19 protein-coding genes and 1 tRNA gene are annotated in these 20,947 nt (G+C 63.1%); 5 read left to right on the top strand and 15 right to left on the bottom strand.

Going from position 1 to position 20,947, the window contains the following annotated elements:
- Positions 1-5: 5 nt before the first annotated feature.
- On the bottom strand, positions 6-1,358 hold the full coding sequence (locus FLW16_RS39460; protein ID WP_142566107.1) for an FtsK/SpoIIIE domain-containing protein: 1,353 nt from the start codon (positions 1,356-1,358) through the stop codon (positions 6-8).
- Positions 1,351-1,692 carry a hypothetical protein gene (locus tag FLW16_RS39455; RefSeq protein WP_142566106.1) on the bottom strand — a complete coding sequence of 114 codons (342 nt, stop codon included), beginning with the start codon at positions 1,690-1,692 and terminating at the stop codon, positions 1,351-1,353. The genes FLW16_RS39460 and FLW16_RS39455 overlap by 8 nt, the downstream gene beginning before the upstream one ends.
- Before the next feature lie 127 nt (positions 1,693-1,819).
- On the opposite strand from FLW16_RS39455, the gene FLW16_RS39450 reads away from it, so the two are divergent.
- Positions 1,820-2,176: a GntR family transcriptional regulator gene (locus tag FLW16_RS39450; RefSeq protein ID WP_142566105.1), complete on the top strand. Its 357-nt coding sequence runs from the start codon at positions 1,820-1,822 to the stop codon at positions 2,174-2,176.
- Between the two features lie 177 nt (positions 2,177-2,353).
- Here FLW16_RS39450 and FLW16_RS39440 read toward each other — a convergent pair whose 3' ends face one another.
- A complete protein-coding gene (locus FLW16_RS39440) occupies positions 2,354-2,572 on the bottom strand; it encodes a hypothetical protein (RefSeq protein ID WP_142566103.1) in 219 nt (72 codons plus the stop codon).
- A 517-nt stretch (positions 2,573-3,089) separates the two neighbouring features.
- Here FLW16_RS39440 and FLW16_RS46065 point away from each other — a divergent pair.
- On the top strand, positions 3,090-3,464 hold the full coding sequence (locus FLW16_RS46065; RefSeq protein ID WP_312847187.1) for a hypothetical protein: 375 nt from the start codon (positions 3,090-3,092) through the stop codon (positions 3,462-3,464).
- Between the two features lies 1 nt (position 3,465).
- Complete coding sequence (locus FLW16_RS39430; protein WP_142566102.1) at positions 3,466-3,942, top strand: NUDIX hydrolase; 477 nt, start codon at positions 3,466-3,468, stop codon at positions 3,940-3,942.
- 26 nt (positions 3,943-3,968) lie between these two features.
- On the opposite strand, the gene FLW16_RS39425 is transcribed toward FLW16_RS39430, so the two are convergent.
- From FLW16_RS39425 to FLW16_RS39410, 4 genes are all read right to left on the bottom strand, one after another.
- Positions 3,969-4,448, bottom strand: coding sequence for a hypothetical protein (locus FLW16_RS39425; RefSeq protein WP_142566101.1), 480 nt, complete (start codon positions 4,446-4,448; stop codon positions 3,969-3,971).
- Positions 4,449-4,585: 137 nt separating this feature from the next.
- The gene (locus tag FLW16_RS39420) at positions 4,586-5,155 is read right to left on the bottom strand and encodes an HD domain-containing protein (protein WP_185949795.1); all 570 of its coding nucleotides are present in this window, start codon (positions 5,153-5,155) and stop codon (positions 4,586-4,588) included.
- A 67-nt stretch (positions 5,156-5,222) separates the two neighbouring features.
- Entirely contained in the window at positions 5,223-5,702 is a 480-nt protein-coding gene (locus FLW16_RS39415; RefSeq protein WP_142566099.1) for a GntR family transcriptional regulator, read from the bottom strand.
- A complete protein-coding gene (locus FLW16_RS39410; RefSeq protein ID WP_142566098.1) occupies positions 5,686-6,039 on the bottom strand; it encodes a hypothetical protein in 354 nt (117 codons plus the stop codon). The genes FLW16_RS39415 and FLW16_RS39410 overlap by 17 nt, the downstream gene beginning before the upstream one ends.
- Before the next feature lie 162 nt (positions 6,040-6,201).
- Here FLW16_RS39410 and FLW16_RS39405 point away from each other — a divergent pair, with 162 nt between their 5' ends.
- On the top strand, positions 6,202-6,927 hold the full coding sequence (locus FLW16_RS39405) for an XRE family transcriptional regulator (protein ID WP_142566097.1): 726 nt from the start codon (positions 6,202-6,204) through the stop codon (positions 6,925-6,927).
- A 486-nt stretch (positions 6,928-7,413) separates the two neighbouring features.
- On the opposite strand, the gene FLW16_RS39400 is transcribed toward FLW16_RS39405, so the two are convergent.
- From FLW16_RS39400 to FLW16_RS39385, 4 genes are read right to left on the bottom strand one after another with little or no spacing between them, the layout of a single operon-like run.
- Positions 7,414-8,856 carry a HEPN domain-containing protein gene (locus tag FLW16_RS39400; RefSeq protein ID WP_185949794.1) on the bottom strand — a complete coding sequence of 481 codons (1,443 nt, stop codon included), beginning with the start codon at positions 8,854-8,856 and terminating at the stop codon, positions 7,414-7,416.
- A gap of 47 nt (positions 8,857-8,903) precedes the next feature.
- A complete protein-coding gene (locus FLW16_RS39395; RefSeq protein ID WP_142566095.1) occupies positions 8,904-11,834 on the bottom strand; it encodes a DUF499 domain-containing protein in 2,931 nt (976 codons plus the stop codon).
- Complete coding sequence (locus FLW16_RS39390; protein ID WP_142566094.1) at positions 11,831-14,701, bottom strand: DUF1156 domain-containing protein; 2,871 nt, start codon at positions 14,699-14,701, stop codon at positions 11,831-11,833. Before FLW16_RS39390 ends, FLW16_RS39395 begins: the two co-directional genes overlap by 4 nt.
- The gene (locus tag FLW16_RS39385; protein WP_396687107.1) at positions 14,698-17,688 is read right to left on the bottom strand and encodes a helicase-related protein; all 2,991 of its coding nucleotides are present in this window, start codon (positions 17,686-17,688) and stop codon (positions 14,698-14,700) included. Before FLW16_RS39385 ends, FLW16_RS39390 begins: the two co-directional genes overlap by 4 nt.
- 1,083 nt (positions 17,689-18,771) lie before the next feature.
- On the opposite strand from FLW16_RS39385, the gene FLW16_RS39380 reads away from it, so the two are divergent.
- Positions 18,772-18,842 (top strand) — tRNA-Arg (locus tag FLW16_RS39380).
- A 33-nt stretch (positions 18,843-18,875) separates the two neighbouring features.
- Here FLW16_RS39380 and FLW16_RS39375 read toward each other — a convergent pair.
- From FLW16_RS39375 to FLW16_RS39360, 4 genes are all read right to left on the bottom strand, one after another.
- The gene (locus FLW16_RS39375) at positions 18,876-19,208 is read right to left on the bottom strand and encodes an integrase core domain-containing protein (protein WP_142566092.1); all 333 of its coding nucleotides are present in this window, start codon (positions 19,206-19,208) and stop codon (positions 18,876-18,878) included.
- A gap of 148 nt (positions 19,209-19,356) precedes the next feature.
- Complete coding sequence (locus FLW16_RS39370) at positions 19,357-19,560, bottom strand: hypothetical protein (protein ID WP_142566091.1); 204 nt, start codon at positions 19,558-19,560, stop codon at positions 19,357-19,359.
- 143 nt (positions 19,561-19,703) lie between these two features.
- Positions 19,704-20,477: an SDR family NAD(P)-dependent oxidoreductase gene (locus FLW16_RS39365; protein WP_142566090.1), complete on the bottom strand. Its 774-nt coding sequence runs from the start codon at positions 20,475-20,477 to the stop codon at positions 19,704-19,706.
- Positions 20,478-20,675: 198 nt separating this feature from the next.
- A partial coding sequence (locus tag FLW16_RS39360) for a saccharopine dehydrogenase C-terminal domain-containing protein (protein WP_396687091.1) occupies positions 20,676-20,947 on the bottom strand: 272 nt, incomplete at its 5' end.

Raw genomic sequence — 20,947 nt, 5'->3', positions numbered from 1 at the left:
CGTGGTCAGGCGGACAGCAACTCGGAGAGCGCGGCCTCATCGAGGCCGGTGACGCGGCCGGGCTGGGCGATCTCGGCCCACGTGGGAGTGAGCCGGGACCAGTGCCGGGCGGTGTGTTCTGCGGTCTGCTCGGAGACGTGGAAGGAGCGGGCGCGGTACCACTGGCCGTCCTGATGGGCGATGATCGCGACGCCGGGTGTCTCGGCGGGTATGGCGCGGGCGGACACCAGGGCGGCGGGGTCGAGGTCGCCGAGCGTCATGGTCGCGGTTTCCGGGTCGTTGACCCGGTGGCAGATCCGCCCGGAGCACTGCGCCCGGAGGGCGGTGACGCCGGGGCCGAGGTCGGAGCCGATCCGCTGGCCGGACAGGAACAGGTAGATGCCGAACGCCCGCCCGAGTTGTGCGTTGCGTAGCAACGCGGTTGAGGTATGGGCGATCTCGTCTTTCTCGGACTTGTCGGCCATCAGGTACAGCTCGGCCAGCTCGTCGACCAGCACCACCACCGGAATCGGCCGCACGCCGGGCGGGAGTTGCCAGATGTTGCGGGCGCCGGCCGTACGGCACAGCCCCATCCGGTCGACCATCACGGCCATCAGGTCATCCAGCAGGCCCACGCTCTCGGCCCGCGTGGTCGCCAGGGCCGACAGCCGGGGCGCGTACGGGGTGAACTCGACGCCGCCTTTGAGGTCGATGCCGACCAGGGCGACCGGTTGCGGAGCGAGCCCGACCAGCAAGGCGTTCGCGAGATTGGACTTCCCTGACTGGGTGGCCCCCGCGTTGATCCAATGCGGCACCGTGCGGAAGTCGATCGTCCACAGCCCGCCGGTCTCCAGCCGCCCCACTTGGACGGTGAGCAGGTCACCCGAGGCCGGGATGTGGTCGAGCCGGACGAGCGGGTCCCGCACGGTGGCGGCCAGGACCACGCGGCCAGGCCGAGGGGACGAGACCCGTACAGCATGCGCGCCCCAGGAGTGCGCGAGCCGTTCGGCCGCCTGGGCGTAGTCGGCGGGGATCTGCCCTTCGAGGGTGTGGACGGTAACGCGCCAGCCGTGCCGGGTCGGGCGGGGTAGCCACATGAACGGTTTGGTGTCGACCGCGACCCGCTGGAAGCGCCGCCGTACTTTGACGAGCCCGGTCGAGGCGATCGCGCCGGGAACGGTGGTGAACCACCAGCGTTGCCGCTTCTTGGTCAGCCCGCACCCGAGGGCCACCTTCCGCCAGGTCGCCCGGACGGTGACCGCGACGAAGGGGAAGCCGACGATCAACCAGAAGGAGCGGAAGTGGTAGTGGTGCCAGGCCCACAGGCCGGCCACCGAAGCGGCCAGGCCCGCGAGCAGGATCAGCAGGGCGTCACGCATGGGCGGTCACCCCGGCCGGGAGGATCGAGCTGGCCCGGTAGCTGATGCCCCAGCGGGCCTCACCGCCCCGGGACATCTCCCAGACGTAGCCGACCAGGCCGACCGGCGTGACGTCCTGTCCGGCGGTGATCTGGGGTTCGCCGGAGGTGCCGACCTTGACGAGTTCGATCCGGCCGAACTCGTCCTCCACCGACAGGACGATCTCGTAGACGGTGTTGCCGTTCTTGTCGGTCTTGATCTCGCCAGTGTCCTGGTTCAGGACGCGCGGGCGGGGCGCGCGGACGCAGACGAACTGCAGCTTGGTCACGTCGACCGGGATCGGAATGGTGCGCATGTGTGGACCTCCTTAAGCTCGTGCCCAACATAGTTAACTATGTTGACCTGGTTGTCAATGACCTCTGGGTTGGCTTGGTCGTTCTCCTGTGCTGAGATGGCATGTGTGTCCTCAGGACAGGAGAGGGATGGTCAAGAAGACGGGGCGGCCCGGTTACCTCCAGATCGCCGATGATCTGCGGGAGCAGATCCGCGGCGGATCTCTGCCGCCCGGTTCCCCATTGCCGTCGACCACCCAGCTCGCCGCCCGGTACGACGCCTCACTTAGCGTTGTGAAGCTCGCGGTCGGGATCTTGCGGACCGAGGGCCTGGTGATCGGCCAGCAGGGCAAGGGCGTGTTCGTCCGGGAAGACGTCCCGGACACCGAGCCGGGGCCGGCGGGCGACTTGGCGAGCGAGGTCATCGCGCTACGCACCGCCGTACGGGACCTGTCGGAACGCTTGGCACGGGTCGAAGCGACCTTGTCTCAGCGATCCGAGAGTTAGGACCACCGTCCCGGACTCTTAAGCCGGTGACGTGTCGAGCGAGCCGCGCGGACGCACCCCCGGAGGCGACTCCGCCACGCATGGCCTTGTCCTCCCGCCGGATGCCGACCAGGACCGTCACATAGCCGACGGTCACAACCGCGGTCAGGGCCAGGGCGATGATCAGAGGTAGCGCGCTCACGACCAGATCACCCCCAGAGCCGCGGCGCCGAGCGGGCCGCGCGGGGGACGGCGGGTGATGGCGCGACGCCGGGCGGCCCGGCGGCGGGCGACCTGACGGCCTGCCCAGCGGTCGCGAGCGATGCACTTGGAGCAGCGGGTCTGTCCCTCCTCCAGCAGCGCCCCGCACTCGCAGCCGGGCATCTCCTCCGGAGGGGCGATCGTGGTGTCTGTCATGGTCTGTTCTCCTTCCGTCGCAGGTAGTGGTGCGTTGTGACACCGAGAGTGCGACGGAAGGGCAGGACGAGATCACTACACGACGGGACATGTTCAAGACGTCCCGTCTACGATTGCCACGTCCCTGGACGTCCTGACGCGGCAGGTGAGATGGCCAACGAGCGACTACGCGCGGCCCTTCTGGAACGCGGGGTGAGCATCGCCGAGCTGGCGACCGCGATCCAGGTGGACCCGAAGACCGTCGAACGCTGGATTACTAAAGGCCGCGCACCGTACCGAAAACACCGGTATGCCGTCGCCGCTCACCTGGGGATGGACGAGAGTTACCTGTGGCCCGAGGCCCTGACCCGGGAACAGGTGGCATCGGCGTCCGAGAGCGAGATCGTCACCGTCTACCCGCACCGCTGGGCCGTCCCCCCGGGACGCCTGGGGACGTCTGTTCGCGTCCGCGACACAGGAAATCGGTGTCCTCGTCTACAGCGGCCTGTTCCTCGCCGACGATGCCGGCATCGTGCGCATGCTCGGCGAGAAGGCCGCCGCCGGAGCACGGGTGCGCATCCTGCTCGGCGACCCCGACAGCCCCGAGGTCGCCCAACGCGGCGCGGATGAGGGCATTGACGACGGGATGGCCGCCAAGATCCGCAACGTCCTTGTCCTCTACCGGCCCATCCGCGGCCTGAAAGGGGTGGAGATTCGGCTTCATCGGACGGTGCTGTACAACTCCATTTACCGCGGCGACGATCAGCTTCTCGTCAACACTCACGTGTACGGCGTGCCCGCCGGCAACGCCCCTGTCCTGCACCTGCGCAAGGTGTTAGGCGGGGACATGGTCGCCACCTATGTCGACAGCTTCGAGCGGGTCTGGGAGCAGGCCACGCCGGTAGGGTCGTGACGTGGCCCGCCGCATCGACTACTACGACGCCCCTGACGCACCCAAGCCGAACAGCCTCGTCCCGTCCGTCAACGTCGTCGTCACCAACGACGCCGGGGACATCCTCATGATCCGCCGCAGCGACAACGGCAACTGGGCCGTCCCCGGTGGCGCCATCGACCTCGGCGAATCCCTCCCCCAGGCCGCCGTACGCGAGACCCTCGAAGAGACCGGCATCGTCTGTGAAATCACCGGCCTCGTCGGCACCTACACCGACCCCCGCCACGTGATCCTCTACACCTCGAACGGCGAGGCCCGGCAGGAGTTCTCCATCGTCCTCACAGCCCGCCCCGTCAGCGGCGAACCGACCCCGAGCAGCGAGTCGACCGAGGTCCGCTGGGTGCCACGCGCCGAGGTGGAGACGCTGCCGATGGACCGCTCAATGCGTCTGAGGATCGGCCACTGCCTCGCCGATACCGGCCTGCCCTATATCGGGTAGAAGCAACTTACTGCGGGTCAGCCAAATCATGCTTTGGGTATCCGAGGCAGCCGTTCGTTGATCACATGGAAGAGCACCTTCACGAAGTCCCGCTGCAGTGGACCATCGTGCAGAAGAAGGACAAACGCAGACGGCGTCCCGTCTGACCCCAGGTATCCGATTCGGATACCTCCCGCCTCTGCGTCCCACGTCACGAGCTGAAGCTCGGGGATTGGGCGACTAAGTATCCCCCATTGCATTTCTGTGGGGTTGTGCATCTCTACTATAAGGCGCTCGTCCGTCAAGTAGACGTAGCCATCCCAATCGGCGTCGCTGAAGCGGACATAAACAGGACTTGCAGCCCAACGAACTTCACTTTGCTCATAGTGGCCATGCACCCGCTGCCATAGCGCCGACTCGTCGATATATCGCTCGTGCGTCAAATCTCTGCGCCAGCGCACCTCGAAGGATTCAGCGGGGCCATCACCGATCTCGGGAACGGCTCTTTTCTTGGAGAATAAGCCCACAGAATTCTCTCTCTGGAGAGTACCAATGTATCTGGTTATGGTGCCACATCAGTGGCATGAGAGAAAAGACGTGTTCGCCACATTCCTCATCATGGGACTGCTCTCAGTCAGGTAGCCGAGAGCGCAGGCGTAACAAGTCAGCCGTCGCTTCTGTGAGCTGTCCGAACTCTCAAAGCGGCTTCGATCGTCCGCACGGCCAACAGGATGCAGGGCGTTGACATGGTGATGGAGCGCGAGACTAAATGCTCAGGACCGTAACGTGAGTGAATCTCCGCCAAGCGCTCGGTGACGTCGAGATGCCGGCCATCTGGGCCGGTGGTCATGTCGCAGTACGTCAGCGCCTCGGCCAGCTCCGGCCGCTCCTGGGCGAACTCAGCGTTGAGCACGTCGAGCAGGCCGCGTTCAGCGGCCTCGTTGACCGCGCAGGAGTGATGGGCGACCAGGCGGCACAGCCGCTCGTCGGCGCCCGCCACATCGCGCAGGTAGCGGGCGCCGTCGAGGGGGTGAAACCCAGTGTCGACCAGCTCAGGGGAGTAGCCGATGTCATGGAGATAGGCAGCGGCGGTCAGCGCGTCGGCCTCGTCGCCGAGGATCGGGGCCAGCGACACGGCGCGCGCCGCCACCCCTTTCGTGTGCGCCCAGCGGCGGGGCAGCGGCTTGGCAAGGAGTCGTTCGGCCAGGTCCCGCGCCCACGCAGCTTGTCCCACGAGACAGACGATAGGCGCACCCGCCCCCGCAAGACCTAGGGCACCAACCCAGACGTCCTAGGACGTCCTACTCATCGGAGCGGACGAACCGGCCCTTGCCCTGCCGGGACACGATCAGCCCTTCGCGCTCCAGCTCCGCGAATGCCTGCCTTACGGTGTTGCGCGACGCCTCGTACAGCCAGCGAAGTTCCGCTTCGCTGGGCAGCAGGTCTCCGGGGCCGAGGTCGCCCCGCTCGATCCGCCGCCGCAACTCGCGGGCGATGAGCTGATACCGGTAGGAGGCATCGACCGGAGCGTCAGCGCCTTGCACAAGCCGCCCCTTCGACGGGACAGTCACGATCAACCCCTCCGCCTCCAAGGCCCGCAACGCGCGTCGTACCGTATTGCGGGCAACACGGAACTCCGCCGTCAGAGCGGTCTCCGAGGGCAGCGCCCTCCCCACCGGATAGACACCCGTCGTGATCCGCTCGCGTAGGCGCTCAGCCAGCTTGCCGGAGACTCGCTGTCCGGTCAGCCATGCCTTGCGCCGTTCAGGAGCGGTGCGCATCGAGAATTTTCGTCAGGTCGATACCGAGTTCGCCCTGTTCGCCCTCGCGCCAGCCCTCGCGCGCCGCCTTCTCGATTCGGTCGGCCGCTGGCAGCAGGCGCAGGCACGAGACCCGCTCGTCGTGCTGGTCACCCCAATAGAACCACAAGAACGCCAGGTGGACGTAGACACGGCGGGGCCGAAGCCGGCTATCGGTCACGTCCAGGGCAGGCCGGTTCTTTTCATCCACGATCAGGACCGCCGTGATCCCGCGCTGTTCCAGCTCATCCCGCAGCTCCCTCAAGAGCTGTTCCTGATACTCGCGCTGCCGCTTCTGGACTGGCCGCAGTTGCTCCATGCCTGACCCGCTCCTTTCGGCTTGGGGTGGGCGCGTTCATCGCGCCCACGCCGAACGAGCTTCCGCCGAGGCGGGGGAACCTCTACACCGCGACTAAGGGACGTCTAGGGACGTCTCGTGTTAACGTCGCAGGCAGAGCCGCCGCCCCAGGAGGTACCCCCCGTGAGCGACACCCTGCGCCATGCCCTTGCCCGGGCCAGACTCGGAACCGTCGACGTCGCCGCCGCCCTCGAAGTGGACCCCAAGACGGTCGACCGCTGGCTCAAGGGCCGCATTCCCTATCCCCGCCACCGCTGGGCCCTGGCCGACATGCTGCAACTCGACGAGAGTGACCTGTGGCCTGACGTCGCCCAACCGCGGCGAACCATTTCCCACGAAGTGAAAGCCGTCTATCCCCACCGCTGGGCCGTACCGCAGAACATCTGGCGGCGGCTCTTCCAGGGCGCAAGTCGCGAGATCGACATCCTGACCTACAGCAGTCTGTTCCTCGCCGAGGACACCGGCATGATCCGACTGCTCGCCAGCAGAGCCGAGGTAGGCGTGAAGATCCGCATCCTTCTCGGCGACCCCGACAGCCCTGAGGTAACCGCCCGAGGAGCCGAAGAAGGCATCGGAGCCGACGTCATGGCCGCCCGAGTACGCAACGCCCTCATGCTGTACCGGCCGCTCCAGGACGTCGACGGCGTAGAGATTCGTCTTCACCGCACGACGCTCTACAACTCCATCTACCGGGCCGACACCGAGTTACTCGTGAACGTCCACGCCTACGGCACACCGGCAGCCCAAGCCCCCGTGCTGTACCTCACGGCCACCAGGGACGAAAACAGCACAGCCGTCTACCTCACCAGCCTCGAACGCGTCTGGGCCACAGCCGAACCGCTCTGCTGACAGCCCGTCTCGCGACCGAAAGCAAATTTTCTTCTCGCTATCAAGGGCGAGCCGCCTACGGCGGCCCGCCTCGCGCGCCGGTCGGCCAGCCGGCCGGGCTGCGGCTCTCTGGCCGGTCCCGGCCGGCGCCGCCCGCGCGCTCCCAGCCGCGCAAGGCGAACGCTAAACGATCGGAGATCACCGCGGCCAGGACGACGACCAAGGCGACATAGTCCAACTCCCCGAAGCAGGTCGGAGGGAAGAGCCGCAAGGGGCTCCGCCCCCTGCACCCCCGGCCCTCCTCGGAGATGAGCTGGGGCCGTACGGGTGGGAGGTGGTCCTCTCCTCGCCGGTCACCCAAGGGATGCCAGACGAGGAGATGAACGCCCACAACCCGAGCCAGCCCCGGTGGTGACAAGCTGTCAGACACAAAGGCCACAGCCCAGAGAATGAGCACGGACCATCGCACTATGTCCACACCGGAGAGATAACCACCAATAGCTCGCCTTAGCTCTCGGGAAGGCTGTCGATATTTCTAGAGATAGTAGAAGCACGCCAACCAAGCTGAGCCCGCCTCATCATCGCCTTTTCCAGCTCTTCTGTCGTGAATCCAAGCTCGGCCAAGAAGAGCGATTCCAGTAAATGGAGCAGTATCGCCTCCCCTACTTGTGCACCGCGATGATCTCTTGCTAGATCATGCACAGCCGGCAGTCCATGACTGATTTGATTCCGCAGTGCGGCTACTCGCTTCGCCCAATTGTCGGGCAGGTTCAAAGGAACCAGCCCGCAGGCTACCCGCACCGAAAGCCTTTTTAGGCGGTCTTCGAGAGAGGGCTCATACGAGTTCGCGATCAACTTTCTTATGCGTGCCCGGCGCTTCGAGTTCAACCCAGCAACAGATGCGAGGGCTGCATCCACATTGCTTGCGATTTGATCATACTCTTTAGCCCGGTCAGAAACGTTATCGAGATAAAGCATGCGATCCACGGCTTCTACTATGGTGACCGCAGTAAGGAATCGGGGTATGGGCCAACGGTAGTTACGGTTGATCAGCGTGATCCACTGATCAATGATGTAGCGCCAGTTGGGAAGTATGGAGAAAAGATTCCCCCCGACTTCCTCCCAGCGATAATCGCTCAGCAAAAATAGCAAGTCTTGAGAGGTGATATCACGAAAATCATCTTGAGACGGTGAACGACCAAACCAGACTTTGAGCAAATTAGAGCGACCACTCTCGGTCGCGGACGCTATCCAGCTTTTGTCAGTTACATGGAGACTCTCGATCCGCGCAATAGAGGTTGTCGCCAATGAAATCAAAGTCTCTAGAGGCAAAATATATTGCGGAAGGAAATCCCGCAGAGGTAGTGGCGAGTCTAGCGAAACCACAAACTTGCATTGAGATTTGATTTCCGCGTCGCCCTGTTGGGGTCGAGGCCAGAAAACAGAGTCATCTTCAATGGAGAGCGTTCCCCCAGGAATAGCCGTAACCCTTCCGGCGGGGGCATGGTAAGCGAGACGCTTAGGCTGGAGAGAAGACTCTTCGAACTCATAGGAAAAAGGTGACCAGCTAGCCCAAATGCGTTGGTGTCTAAGTCTAACCTGAGCTTCGGATACCACGAGCTCCTCATCACCAAGCAGGAGCCCTTCGAGGGCCAGCCAGGGACGGAGCTCTATATCGGCCTGAGGCGTGAACTTTGTGGTTGCGGGACCCATCCGACAATCAACCAAAGTCACCGGTGTACCGAAGATGCTCCCATGCAGAAGTGGGATATCCTCTAGTGGCGCAGCCAAGAGGGACGCTTGCCCCGCAGACCGAAGGGGGTTGCGATGTAATTTTGCTACGATTCCTCCCTCCTTCGTTATTTCGCAGGTGCCGGGAATGACATTATCCTCCGACTGGCCGGGAATCCACCAGTCTGCGGGAACTGTTTGTCCTATTCGAAGGCCCACTGATCACATCTCCTAAGTACCTGACACACTAAGCTGGCCGCGGAAGATTAAAGCCCCTCCTCTTCGATGACTGACGTAACACCGGGCAGAGATTTGGCTTTCGTGACGAAGTGGTATGTATCGCCAGTACGTGCAGTGACGGTTATATCTAATCCGATCATCTGGATGTCCATGTTCAATTTCGCGGGATCAACCAAGGAGGCTAGCTCACGGATAAGCCCCCACACGGCCTCGCGCCTGCTGTCGTCAGTGAGTGACGATAGAGGCATTCGGACCCTAGTCACCTCATAAGTTGGCTCCTCTACCGCTTGTGCCGGCACGGAGGTCGTACTCGCAGACTCGCCAATAGAATCGCCCGTGCTTGTGGGGTCGACGGCCAGAGTACTTTCCGAGCCAGGCGCAGCCTCTGGCGGGGGTTTTGGGATCGAAGTGGGTCGGCGACGCAGTAACTGCTGCATCGAGGCCGGCTGAATTTGTCCTGGCGTGGCAGGCCGGATCTCATTGCCATCGCTATCGGTAAGCATCCATTCGCTGCTGGTCGCGAGGCTGAATAGTGCCTGCCGCAGATCTTCCACGGTGGCTACCATAGGCCAGGTTGGGTTGTTATACGGCAGCGCGAAAAGTTCTCGCGGAGTCAAGTCGCGTCCGAAGCTACCACCCGTGATCAGTTGACCGACATACTCCGGAGCAAGGGCGCCGGAAGCGACGGCACGGCTGGCGGCCACAAGATCAGCCCATACATCCTGTCCGGCCAAAGCGGTTTTGCTATCGGGTACAGTTTTATACTGTACTGTCAACCCATCGGTGGTGCGTAACAGGTAAGCGTAGTGCTGATAGGCCCACTTAATATCACTGTCGAGCTTCATACGGGCTTCATCCCGGCGCGAACATGCTTCAGAATACTCGTCGTCGGTTGGATCGAGCTGGGCGACAACGAGCTCCCAGGCAAGCACATCCCTAGCTCGATCTCGGGCACGTGTACGTCGTTGAGTGTTAACCATCGTGACCACCATAGAGGCTGCATAGGTGGTAGTGAGCCCAGGTGCAACCCCGAACGCTACGGCGAGATCAGCGCGGGTGTCAGCGTCTTTCCCGTTAAGCAGACTCCATCGGCGCGGATCGAGGACAACAAGCCGATTTTCCTGTCCGTCCACGTCCGCAAAGCAAGCAGCCGCGGTGGTGACACCATTGATGGAGCGTGCGACGAAGTGCAGGTTGCTGAAGGCGCCCTTGCTGGCAAGTTGCTGTGCGCGCTTCCACACGCGGTCCAACGCGAGGTCGTTGCTGACCATCGTCGTCGCGTTGGAATGGTACATGCTCAGCGTCTGCTTAATCGATAGAAAAAACCATTCGGGCCCCTTGCTGTGTCTGGGCTGTGTGCGGTCCAGCGCGCCGAGGCCGCCTTCCGCGGGGCCTGCGATAAGCGCATTGAAGATCTCTTCGGCCGCAGCATAAGGCACATCTGAGCCAGCTAAGGCCGCAATCAGCTCGGCTTTAGTAGCTCCTCGCGCAGCCTGAGCACGGGGCACGAGGCTGTAGACAAAGCAGGCGGTAGCCATCCGCAGGGCGGGAGCTGGCTGACCCGCAGAGACACCATTCGCGGCGAGGTTGGCATCGAGAGCGAACGCCGTGCCACTGCCTCCGCCGGAGCGGATAATGTCGGTATTGGCTACCGCTCGGAAACCTTGAATAGCGCGGTCATTGCCAGCCAGCACGCCAGAGGACAACAGTGCCTCTAAAGCGCTGGTATGCAGCGGGATGTCCCCGGGACCGATCAAATCGGGTGTCCACCGACCAGCCTCATGCTCGGTTACCCAATACAGCACGGTCCGTGCGAAGATCGCGACAGTAGATCGGACCCGCTGGAAGGCCTGGACGACAGACCACTCCTTCGAGACCAGCTCAAACAGGTCGGGGTGGAAGGGATAGGTCTCAACGATTCGATCGGTGAGCCTAGCCAAGCTACGGCCTGGACCCAGCTTGCCATACACGTGTTTGGTCCATGTCTCGTCGGCGGCGGCGAGGTAGACATCCGCGACAGCCCGAGCGGCTTTGTCGACTTTGGCACGGGTGAAGAGACGGCGGCGAATGATTTGGGCGAAGTCGGCGGGTTCGGTGACCGTAACGGTTTCACCGTTACGCCGCAACCGCGCGGCGACGTATTCACGCATCTCTTCGGCAGCCGGATGGTAGCCAGCCTGATCCTCGTCACTGCGGATCATTACTACCACTAGCGCGACCTGTGGCTGATCATCGACTGCGTCGGCGAGGGCGTTGAGGAAGGCTTGCTCGCCCGGTAAGCCGCCGATGGCAGCCTGATCGGTGAGCGCCATCGCGTAGTCCATCAATTCGTCAATGACGATGAGCACTGGCCGACCAAGCTCAGCGAAGACCGCCTGCAGCGTCGCCTTATTCGCACCAAGGTCGTTGTAGTGCCGCCAGCGGCCCATCCGGTCGGGATGGCCGTGGAACGCCAGCCACAAGAACCGGCCGAACAAATCGGTGGCCGGTCCAAACCTCGGGTCTGTTTTGCCTGGGGACATCGACTCGCCGATCAGTATGACCGGAACGACCTGGCTCAGGTCGAAGGTATATCCGCCGGCAGTGGCTTCAGCAGCAACAGCATGACCCAGCTCTGAGCCAAAGAACGACGCAGAGTCGTTGATCATGTGCCACAAACCGACGAGCGCGTGGCTCTTGCCCCCGCCCATGCCCTGATCTAGGTGGAAGCATGCTTGAGCCTCCACTCCTCTAACGCCAAGTCGGCGAGCCACGCGCCCCAGGAAACCGACCAACAGCGGGGTCGGCTGAGTGATATCGGTGTAGTACTCACACTTGGCGTACGGCACAAGCACCGTCTGGTAGACCGCCTTAGCCAGACTCATTTGCAGCTCACCCACAGAGCCGTCAGTGAGCCGGACCTCGTCTCGGAGAGAGAGAATATCGGCCCAGTGTGAACTGGAGGGGGATGCAGTCACGAGGTCTCCTCAAACAGGCTGGGCTGTATGGCCGCAGTGCTTGTGCTTCCAGGGGCGACGGCGGCCTGGATCGACCCGCGGTTACGCTTCACTGCCGCTAAGGCAACGGCAGTTGGGTCGGAGCTGGGTAGTTTGGTGGCGAGCCAATCGACTAAAGCCCACACGTGGGCATCGGTCGCTGGCCGCTCTGCGGCGGAGAGGCAAGCGGCAGCCGCCTCCGTGCCGCTGGACCACGACGCTGCTATGCCACGCACGACTTCATAAGCGCTAGAAGCGGAGGTGAGCCGCTCGGGGGCATCATGCCGCAGTCGGAACCCAGCCTTAGTCTCGATGAGGATTGGGCCACGCAGGTCCTCCAACCGCAGGCCGTCGGACTGAGCGAAGAACCTAGCCTCGCCCTTCGGAACGTCCATGCGGCCATGGACTTCATGCCAGAAGATTGCCAATCGAGTATGCGGGTCGAAGGTCTCTAATGGCATCTCGTCCAGCCGAAGCGCGACCGCGTCGCGGACTGCGCGACGAGCGAGGGTCATGTAGTGCTCCAGAGGTACGGTGCTGCCGTCTGGAGTAATTACTTTGCTGTACCGACCAACAACCTGTAGTGCGGCACCATAAGAGGCCATGAGTTGGTCATCCAGGGCCAAACCATCGCTGTCCCACCCGCGGCAGCGATTCTTCACCTGACTGATCACTTCGGCATCCACTTGTGCTGCGATGCCGATCGGCCGATCCGCGGGAGCGACGCGAGCTCCGATGGAGACGGTCACGGAGATGGTCGCGACGCCGGTGACGGCGGTCTCAGTGCGGGAAGGCCAGGAGGAGGTGACCACGAAACCGGCATTAGTAAGGGCGGCCAACAGCCGCTTCCATGCTTCGGGATCGGAGTGGCCGAAGATGACTGTCATGTGGCCGTTGGCTTTGAGGACACGGCGTGCCTCCGCAAACGACCGGGCCAACATCACCTCGTAAAAATCTTGCGTACGGTGGTCACCTTGGCCCTTGGCGCCGCGCCCCTTGACGATAATCTCTTCTGCTTTGTCCTGCAGCCCATCTTTGCCATCGAGACTTCCATCAAACAAGTCTGGGGCCGCCGAGTGGAGGGCACGCTTAAACCAGACATAGGACAGATCGGAGGAATCCGCGTACGCAATCATGTCGTAGTAGGGGGGATCAGTCACTAGCACGTCGACAGTTGCGTCCCGAAACGGCAATGCCACCGACGAAGCTCGGCGGAATCGAGCAGGTGCCGCCTCAATTCGGTTTTCGTACAGCACCTTACGCAGAGCAGCTAAAAGGCTTGATGAGACCGAGCCCCACGTTCCCGGGCCCGCCCCGGGCCCCGGCTCGATGTAATCGAAAGCATGCGTGAGAGTACTTTGGTTAGTGAAAATATCCCCGGAATAGACCCGGTTCTGCTGAGAGCCGTCAGGCTTGCCGCGACTTTCCTTGCGTGAGCCGCGGGTCGCCCTACGTAGCTGCCGTGCAATATTGGACGCAGCGTAGGAACACAGCGCAGCCGCATACTCGACGCTGACCACACCAGACAATTCTCGGTATAGTTCGGCGATGACGCGAGCCGCGGTGGCGAAAAGCACCGCTTGTCGCGAGTTCATCAGTGACCCATAGGTTAAGAACCCATACTGGCGAGCATCGACACCGGCAGTTGCCGGAATTTCCTCATTTGGAATTGCCGAAAGCCCAGGAGCTATCGGCGCCTGCGATGAGAAATCAACGTGTGCGGCGGCAGCAATCTCATCGGCACGTGGGATTCGGAAAACTTTCCGATTCGTATCGGGATCTGTCTCGGCCACCGCTAGCATGGCGTCAACGTACTGCTCTGCATAGCCCTTCGCTTTGACAACATCCAGGTTATGCGGATGGCCGCAGCCGGGAAACGGGCAATGTGCTGATTTGCCGCGCTTGCCTGTTGGGGAGGTAAAAGTTGGCTGCTGTTGTGGCAGGCCATCGCAGACTTTCGTGCGCCACTCGTCACCCTCGAAGACAAGTTCGAGGGCCTGGCCTTCGTCCCGCGTGCGATGGTAGGGGTGCCGTAGCACCATGGAGCTGATCAGTGGGAATCGACGGCCGCACCCGTCACAGGGGATGGTGACGGCCCATAAGTAGGCCCAGGGTGTCTTGCCGCCGTGAGCAGGGTTCCCCGGATACAGCGTCGCCACTCGTTCGGCAACGCGACGCCCGACCTCTAACAGGACGGTGCGGACATCAACGAGAAGGCGCGGTTCGTCAGCCAACCCCTTAAGACCCAGCTGAGAGCTGGTTCTTTGGTTTCTCCGATTGCTCTGCGCTGGGGAAGCTTCAACCGCCTCCTTATCCTCATCAAGATCAACTCCGGGCGAATAAGGCAACGGCGGTTCAGCGGACCAATCCCGCAGAGGATAATCGGCCAGCAGACGACCAGCAAGGGTGGCGACAGGAGACAGGTCCGTGCCGATGGCAGAAGCGCCGGCGCGACTCGCCTCCAGAGAGATAATGCCGCGGCCGGAGAACATATCAAGAACAACCGGAGGCCTGGCACCGTACTGTTCAGAAATTCGTGTCCGCAACCTTGTTATCGCGGCCCTGTTTCCGGTGAGGATCGCCTCTTTGATATCGGCTCGATTCTCGGAGGTATCGGGCAGTAGCGAACACAAGACCGCGGCGCGCGCCTGGGCGATGGGTCGGGAGGCAAACCAAGTGAACATCGCCTTTTCGCTGAGCCCTGAACCGGCCGGAGTGCCGACCGCCACATCTACTTCCGGGCAGGGGAACCAGCTGTCGATCAGGCGTGTAGCCGGCTGTGCAGCTCTGCCAATGAGGCCGCCTGTACCGCTCACCCCGGCGGTGGTAGCGGTAAGCGAGGTGGTCATGCCTGAGCTCCGATCAATCTCTTCAGTTCGGACAAGGGGATTTGGAAGCGCTCGATCCGCCGTGGACCACCGAGCACGGAGGCGGGATCCTGCTGACGGAGGCGGATGACTGCACCAGTTGCGCAAGAGCCGACGACATATAGCCAGTACTCCCGCCCACGTTGCTGGGCTTGGGCCCACTCGTTCTGCTCAAGCCACACCGCGCGTAGAGCCCCTTGCACTCCCTTGACCTCGATCAAGCGCTGCTCACGGGTCGTACGATGCCGGGCGTACAGGTCGTAGCCGAGGCCAGCAGTCTGGCGGTCATCTACATCGAACCCGCGCCTTTCCAACTCTCTGACGACGGTCGCGATCGCAACCTTCTCGGCGTCCGGGTCGTAGCCCAACTGGTCGGCCCGAGCAGCACCGGTGACCAACACCCAGCCGACCAGTCGCACGGCGCTAGCGTTTACCTGCGCTATGTCGCTCAGTACGAACAAGCGCTGAGCTTTGGCTGATGTGAATTGGCCAAGAAGCTGTACGCGTTCTGCGAGAGGTCGATCGGCGATCGACTCCTCGAACCTGTACTGCGTGGCGTCCAATTGAACCCTGGCGGCCTTGATCCACGCCTGTCGTTCACTGATCAAGGCACTGACCTGCGCAGTTAACTCGGCCCTGGCAGCATCCGTGGCGTCGTGCGTGGTGGCAGGCGGTAGAGCGGTAGGTCCCGCTGGAGCGGGGTCGGTCGGGAGAGGCGTACGCAGTGTCATGAGGGACTCCCACGCCACGGGAAGGGCGTGTCCGCCCGAGCAGCGGATAAGCAGCGGGGCCTTACGGACAGTTCGCCCGGCGCCGTCATGGAGCTGAATATCGGCATCAAACAGCGCGAGTACGTAGGAGGTGAGGGAGGCGCTGTCCACAAGAGTGGTACCGCGGACAAGATCTTCCTCTCCCACAGTGAGGGCATGTGCAACGAGCTGCTGGAATGGCTCTTCTGTAGGCCCCAGAACGATGACATCGTCCATCCCGGTAGCACCATCGTTGATGGCCTGTCGAACTGAGGCCCCATCGGCAGCTACATAGGCCTGGCCACCGCCACCCAATGCCTCGGGGAGCGTCTCTCCATCGCCCGCGCGGAGGTGCCGTATGCCCTTCGCAGGACCAGGATCGATCGTCCAAGCGGAGCTGCGTGCGAGTTGCTCAACCATCGCATCGACGATGACGGGGTTAATCGCCTCAAGACGGTCTGCGGCGAATCGCTCCAAGGCATCGGTGACATTCGCCGGGGTACTGAGTGCGCGCTCATCTGCGACAAGAACTCGGGCAGTCTCGATGAGTGCAGAGGTCTCAGGGATGGTGACCTCACGGCCAGCCTGGGCGTCAACCATGGCTTTGCCCCAGTCGAATCCGGCGCCGGCGGCTGTGGCGTCGAGCAGATCGTAAACCTTTCCCTCTAACGCCTCGGCCGCGCTTTCCAGGTTTTGCAGCATAACTTCTTGAACACGGCCCTCGCGTGTATGCGGGGCGACTAGATGGTAGACATGAACCGGGTTACGCTGGCCCACCCTGTGCAGGCGGCCCATCCGCTGCTCAAGACGCACCATCGACCACGGCAGGTCCCAGTCGACCATCACATTCGCCGATTGCAGGTCAATGCCCTCACCGCCGGCGTCAGTAGACACCAGGACCTGAAACTCCCCTGCCAAAAATCGCTCCTGAAGAGCGTCTCGGGCGCGGTGATCAACGGCACCATCAAGAACCTCAGTACTGAATCCGGCGTCCTCAAATCGACTATGGAGCCAGCGTGCAGTATCAGCAAACTCGGTGAACACCAGTAGTTGGCCTTGACAAGGAGTGATCCCATGCTTATCCAGAAGTTTCAGTAGCGCCGTCCATTTGGCCGGAGGGGCGGCCTGCTCGGCATGGCGAAGAGTGCTCAGCACATCATTGACACGAGCGAGTTCCGCACCCTTATCCCGTGTGCGGGACGTCACGAGTGCGTTTTCTGCCCTGGCCCAGGTATCGTCGTCATCTGCGGCCGCACCAAGACCGCCACCAGCCAGTAGGTCTTCAGGTACTACCAGGGTCCCACGCTCATGCGCTGCCCCTTTTAAGGCCGCCCCACGCCGGCTGATCGTCTCGGCTGCAGCTCGCAAACTCGAGGCCACACGCTTGCCGTAGATCGAACGGGCCAGGGTAGCGTTTTCCGCGTAAAAGGTTTCAACGTAATGCATTACTGCGTCATACGCTGCAGCCTCGTGAGGGTTCAACCTGACGGAAATGGTCTCAGAGAACCTGGGCGGGAAAAGCTTTTTGCCGTCGTGATCGACAAGGTCCTCTTTCATTCTCCGGAGGAACGACATCTTGCTGGGCACCAGCGCGGTTTCGTAGCTGGTCTGGCGTGGTTCCCAGGGGTACAGTGTCGGATCCAGCAGGTTCATCAGTCCACGAAAATAGTGCTCCTTACCCCGGTGCGGAGTGGCGGTGAGCAGCAACAGGTGGTGAGTTCGTACGGCTGCCTCCCGAGCGGCAGCAAGATATTGGCTGGTAGGGGTCAACCGATGCGCCTCATCGAAGATCACCAACGACCAGGAGGTGCGACGGCCAGCGACCTTGCGACGCACATCAGGATTGTGGGTAAACAGATCGACTGAGACGACCCAGGTGTCGTAACGAGGGTCAAGATCAGCTGGGTCGGCAGCGATCTCGTTAGTGATACGCCGGGCCTCCACACCAAACAGGCGACGCAGATCCCGTTCCCACTTTGTGACCAAATGCGCTGGCACGATAATTACGGATCGCCCTTGAATCAGGCCCTGCCTGCGTCCCTCAGTGAGATACATCCCCGCCATGATCGTTTTCCCCGTTCCAGGCTCATCCCCCAAAAGGAATCGCAGACGGGGCTGGCTGAGCATGTGCCCATGGACAGCGTCATCTTGATGGGCATACGGACGCAGAGGGCGAGTAGCCAGGACCGCGGATCTGATCCGGGGCACAGCGTGCTGCATCCAGCGCCCCCACAGCCCCGCAAGGGCCCGAGCAGGGTCACCGCCTCGATCATTAGCAGGCACCAGTCCAGCAACGAGTTGCTGCTCAGAAAGGAGTACTCGGCGAGGGTTGCCCTCAGGGTCGATAACGAGCAGTTCGATTGCCCCATCCCCAGCCCAATCGGCATCCCTTACCGTCACCAGAGCACCATCGACACGTACTTGCCGGCCCTTGGCTGGCAACTCGATCGTCATCTCGTCCCCGTGCTAGTCAATAGCAGCGAAGCCCAGGGCCAGGTGACACACGGCACGGCTATCTGAGCAGGGGGCTGCAATCGTCGAATCTGGCGCACTCCTCTACCTACGGGACCTAGGTGACGGAATGGTGATCCGTCAAGCTGCCTATTGATAACGATCACCCCAAGGATGCCGAAGTACGTGTGACTCATTCGTGTCGTTCCCTGGATGAACTTGCGAACTCCCAGGCCATAGCCCTGTAGAGCCCATCTGCAGTGGGAGTTCAGCGACGGCAACGGCCAAGTAACAGGCGGCGGGGATGCAGGTGTGGGTGGTGGTCACTGCAACCTCAATCCGGCAGTCTGGCTCCGAGGGGAAACTTTCTCCGTTTCATGCTGATCTGGTGGCATTTTGACCGGTTTGGTGTTGACTGTTCCTTATTCGAGCGGTCCCGCTTAGCCTCCGCGAGGTCGGCAGGAATGGGTACACGATGGCCTGCCAGCACGCCGTGCCGACGGCCACAGTTGAGGCAACATGGCGACGCACCATCCCAGCGTCGTGCTCGTTCGGCACCGCATCAATCGGCACATACCTCCAGGCCGCCGCTCGGCACTTACCTCCATAGACCTCCCGTTTCCCGCGCCCGAGAAATAGCCGGGCCAGTATGAGACGGCGAAGTCGGGCCACTGGTTGACCGTGAACAGCGTCTGTACTGCGAGGGTGCTCCAGCCCTGCCCTACGGCACCTGACTCTCCGGAGTCCCGGTGTCTTCTGGTGGTTGACTAAGTCACCAGCCCGCCCAGAGCGGAGCATGTGCGGGATGATCAAGCACCTCGTGGTCGTCGTAGGAGCTTTTACGCTGGTCAGGCCTCCAGAGTGGTACTTGAACCACCGCTCTCCTAAAGCGGGTGCCGCAGGTTCGAATCCTGCCGGGGGCACTCTGCGCCTGCCGAGAATTACATCAATGCAGGTCAAGCCGCATGCGAGTACTCGTGGAGGACTCCGCCGAGCCGGTCTCCTCGGCGTATGTCCAAAGCGGCGATTCGCCCTGGATCTGTGATCGGATCCGGCACGATGCGCAGCGGGGCCGCTTGGCCTAGATTCTGATGAGCTCGGTGCTGGTTGTAGAACCGTTCGTACTCGCGCAGGGCGCGAAGCAGGTGGTGTTCATTCCATAGGAGGCACCGGTCGAGAAGTTCGCGGCGACATGACTGCACCCACCTCTCCATGATCGAGTTCACCCGCGGCACCCGGATACCGGTGAGCACGGTTCGATTACCTGCATCGGCGAAGATCTCGTCCATGAGCGCCGGGAACTTCCCATCCCGGTCACGAATCAGATAGCGCGCCCGGCAGCCCACCTTCAAGATCCATCACAAGACGCTCCAGATGGCAAGCGGCACGGCCGCGCCCAGGGCCAGGAACGCCGAGAGCCGCAGCGTCGACGCGTGGTCACGCGCGTACGCGAGCACCTCCGATGCGGCCGCATCCGGGCGGGGGACGCGCGAAGACGGCGAGAGCCACGCTCGCCAACTGCGCCCAGTTGGCCGCGGCGTCGGACTCGGACAGTCTGGCCAGCCCGTAGCCGATCCCGCCGACTGCGGCCAGCCCCGCGACGGGGAGGGCAACCCGTCGCAAGCCGACCGAGCCTCTCATGCACTTATGGTGACAGTGCGTGATCTATCTGGCGATAGTGCGACGGCTTGGATCTCCGCGAGGGTGGCCGCCTCTTCGCCGCGGCGCGAGCGCTGTCCGGTCCGAGGGCCTACCGCTGGCCTCGCCGTGCGGGTGGCGGGCGGTCAGGCTCGCGAGCGCTCCTTCAGCCACGCGTCGAATTCGGTGGCCACCAGCCGCTCGCCGGTCACCCCGTCGGACTCCGCGGCGCACAGCCAGCGGACGGGGGCCGCCATGACGGCCGGATCGAGCAAGGAGCCGGTGAGCTCGTCGGGCACGTCGTCGGGGATCATCCCGGTGGCCGTGGCGCCGCCCGGCAGCAGGATGTTTACGGTGACGCCGGACCCGGCGAGGTCGGCGGCCATGATGGCGGACAGGGATTCCGCGCCCGCCCGGGACGGACCGTACGGGACGAAGCCCCGGCGTCGCATGGTCTCGTAGTTCATCGAAATATTGATGATCTTGCCGTGCCCCCGCTCGACGAAGCGCGGCGCGATCTCGCGAGCGACGAGGAAGTAACCCGTGAGATTCGTGTCGACGACGTCCCGGAAGCCCGCGGGATTCACCTCCCAGAAAGGCCGCGGCTCAGTGAGGAATCGGGGGTTGACGTGCCGCATCCCCAGACCGGCGTTGTTCACCAGGACGTCCAGGCCGCCCAGCCGGCGGAACGACTCCTCGGCGCCGTGCCGTACGGACTCCTCGTCGCGGACGTCCATGACGATGCCGTCCACCCGACCGGGGGTTTCGGACAGCGCGGACACCGCCGCCCGCAGCCGCTCCTCACCGCGGCCCGTTATCAGCACATGGGCACCCCCGTCGGCCAGGGCCCGAGCCATCGCCAGACCCAGGCCGCTGCTCCCCCCGGTGATGAGTACACGAACGTCCGTTACATCAGGCACGGCAGCCTTTCCTTTCCCCCAGAGGGATCCACGTTAGCCTCCGTTCCGGCCGACGCCGTACGCACCCTCAGCAGGCATATCGAGCACTGATCCTGCGATGGAGAAACGGCCCAGCGCCGGAGATGTCCCGGAACCGGCACCCTGGTTTCCCGCCCCGGGGTCGCCTGTCCGGTGGGTTGTGCACCCCGGCCCGTGCATTCACTGCTCGCGCATGCCCCAGGGGGTACCGTACGCGGTGAGCAGGTCGAGAAAGGGCCGGGGCGGCAGGGCTTCGGGGCCCAGGACGCCGGCCCCGGACCACACGCCGGCGGCCATCAGTTCGAGGGCCACGACCGGGTTGACGGCGGTCTGCCACACCACCGCCTGGGAGCCGTACTCGCGCATGGACCACTGGTTGTCGACCACGTGGTAGAGGTAGACCTCACGCGGGCTGCCGTCCTTGGTGCCCTTGACCCAGGTGCCGGCGCACG

It is taken from the genome of Microbispora sp. KK1-11 (genome assembly GCF_006874435.1).
GTDB classification, from domain to species: Bacteria; Actinomycetota; Actinomycetes; order Streptosporangiales; family Streptosporangiaceae; genus Microbispora; species Microbispora catharanthi.
The sequence above is the reverse complement of the archived record's forward strand: the minus strand, read 5'-3'. Positions and strand labels throughout refer to the sequence as shown.

Excerpts from the sequence above, each read along its gene's own strand:
- FLW16_RS39440 (WP_142566103.1), bottom strand. The coding sequence starts at position 2,572 with ATGACAGACACCACGATCGCCCCTCCGGAGGAGATGCCCGGCTGCGAG.
- FLW16_RS39385 (WP_396687107.1), bottom strand. The coding sequence starts at position 17,688 with ATGCAGCACGCTGTGCCCCGGATCAGATCCGCGGTCCTGGCTACTCGC.
- FLW16_RS39370 (WP_142566091.1), bottom strand. The coding sequence starts at position 19,560 with ATGAGAGGCTCGGTCGGCTTGCGACGGGTTGCCCTCCCCGTCGCGGGG.
- FLW16_RS39390 (WP_142566094.1), bottom strand. The coding sequence starts at position 14,701 with ATGACCACCTCGCTTACCGCTACCACCGCCGGGGTGAGCGGTACAGGC.
- FLW16_RS39415 (WP_142566099.1), bottom strand. The coding sequence starts at position 5,702 with ATGCGCACCGCTCCTGAACGGCGCAAGGCATGGCTGACCGGACAGCGA.
- FLW16_RS39455 (WP_142566106.1), bottom strand. The coding sequence starts at position 1,692 with ATGCGCACCATTCCGATCCCGGTCGACGTGACCAAGCTGCAGTTCGTC.
- FLW16_RS39375 (WP_142566092.1), bottom strand. The coding sequence starts at position 19,208 with ATGGACGAGATCTTCGCCGATGCAGGTAATCGAACCGTGCTCACCGGT.
- FLW16_RS46065 (WP_312847187.1), top strand. The coding sequence starts at position 3,090 with ATGCTCGGCGAGAAGGCCGCCGCCGGAGCACGGGTGCGCATCCTGCTC.
- FLW16_RS39410 (WP_142566098.1), bottom strand. The coding sequence starts at position 6,039 with ATGGAGCAACTGCGGCCAGTCCAGAAGCGGCAGCGCGAGTATCAGGAA.
- FLW16_RS39450 (WP_142566105.1), top strand. The coding sequence starts at position 1,820 with ATGGTCAAGAAGACGGGGCGGCCCGGTTACCTCCAGATCGCCGATGAT.
- FLW16_RS39460 (WP_142566107.1), bottom strand. The coding sequence starts at position 1,358 with ATGCGTGACGCCCTGCTGATCCTGCTCGCGGGCCTGGCCGCTTCGGTG.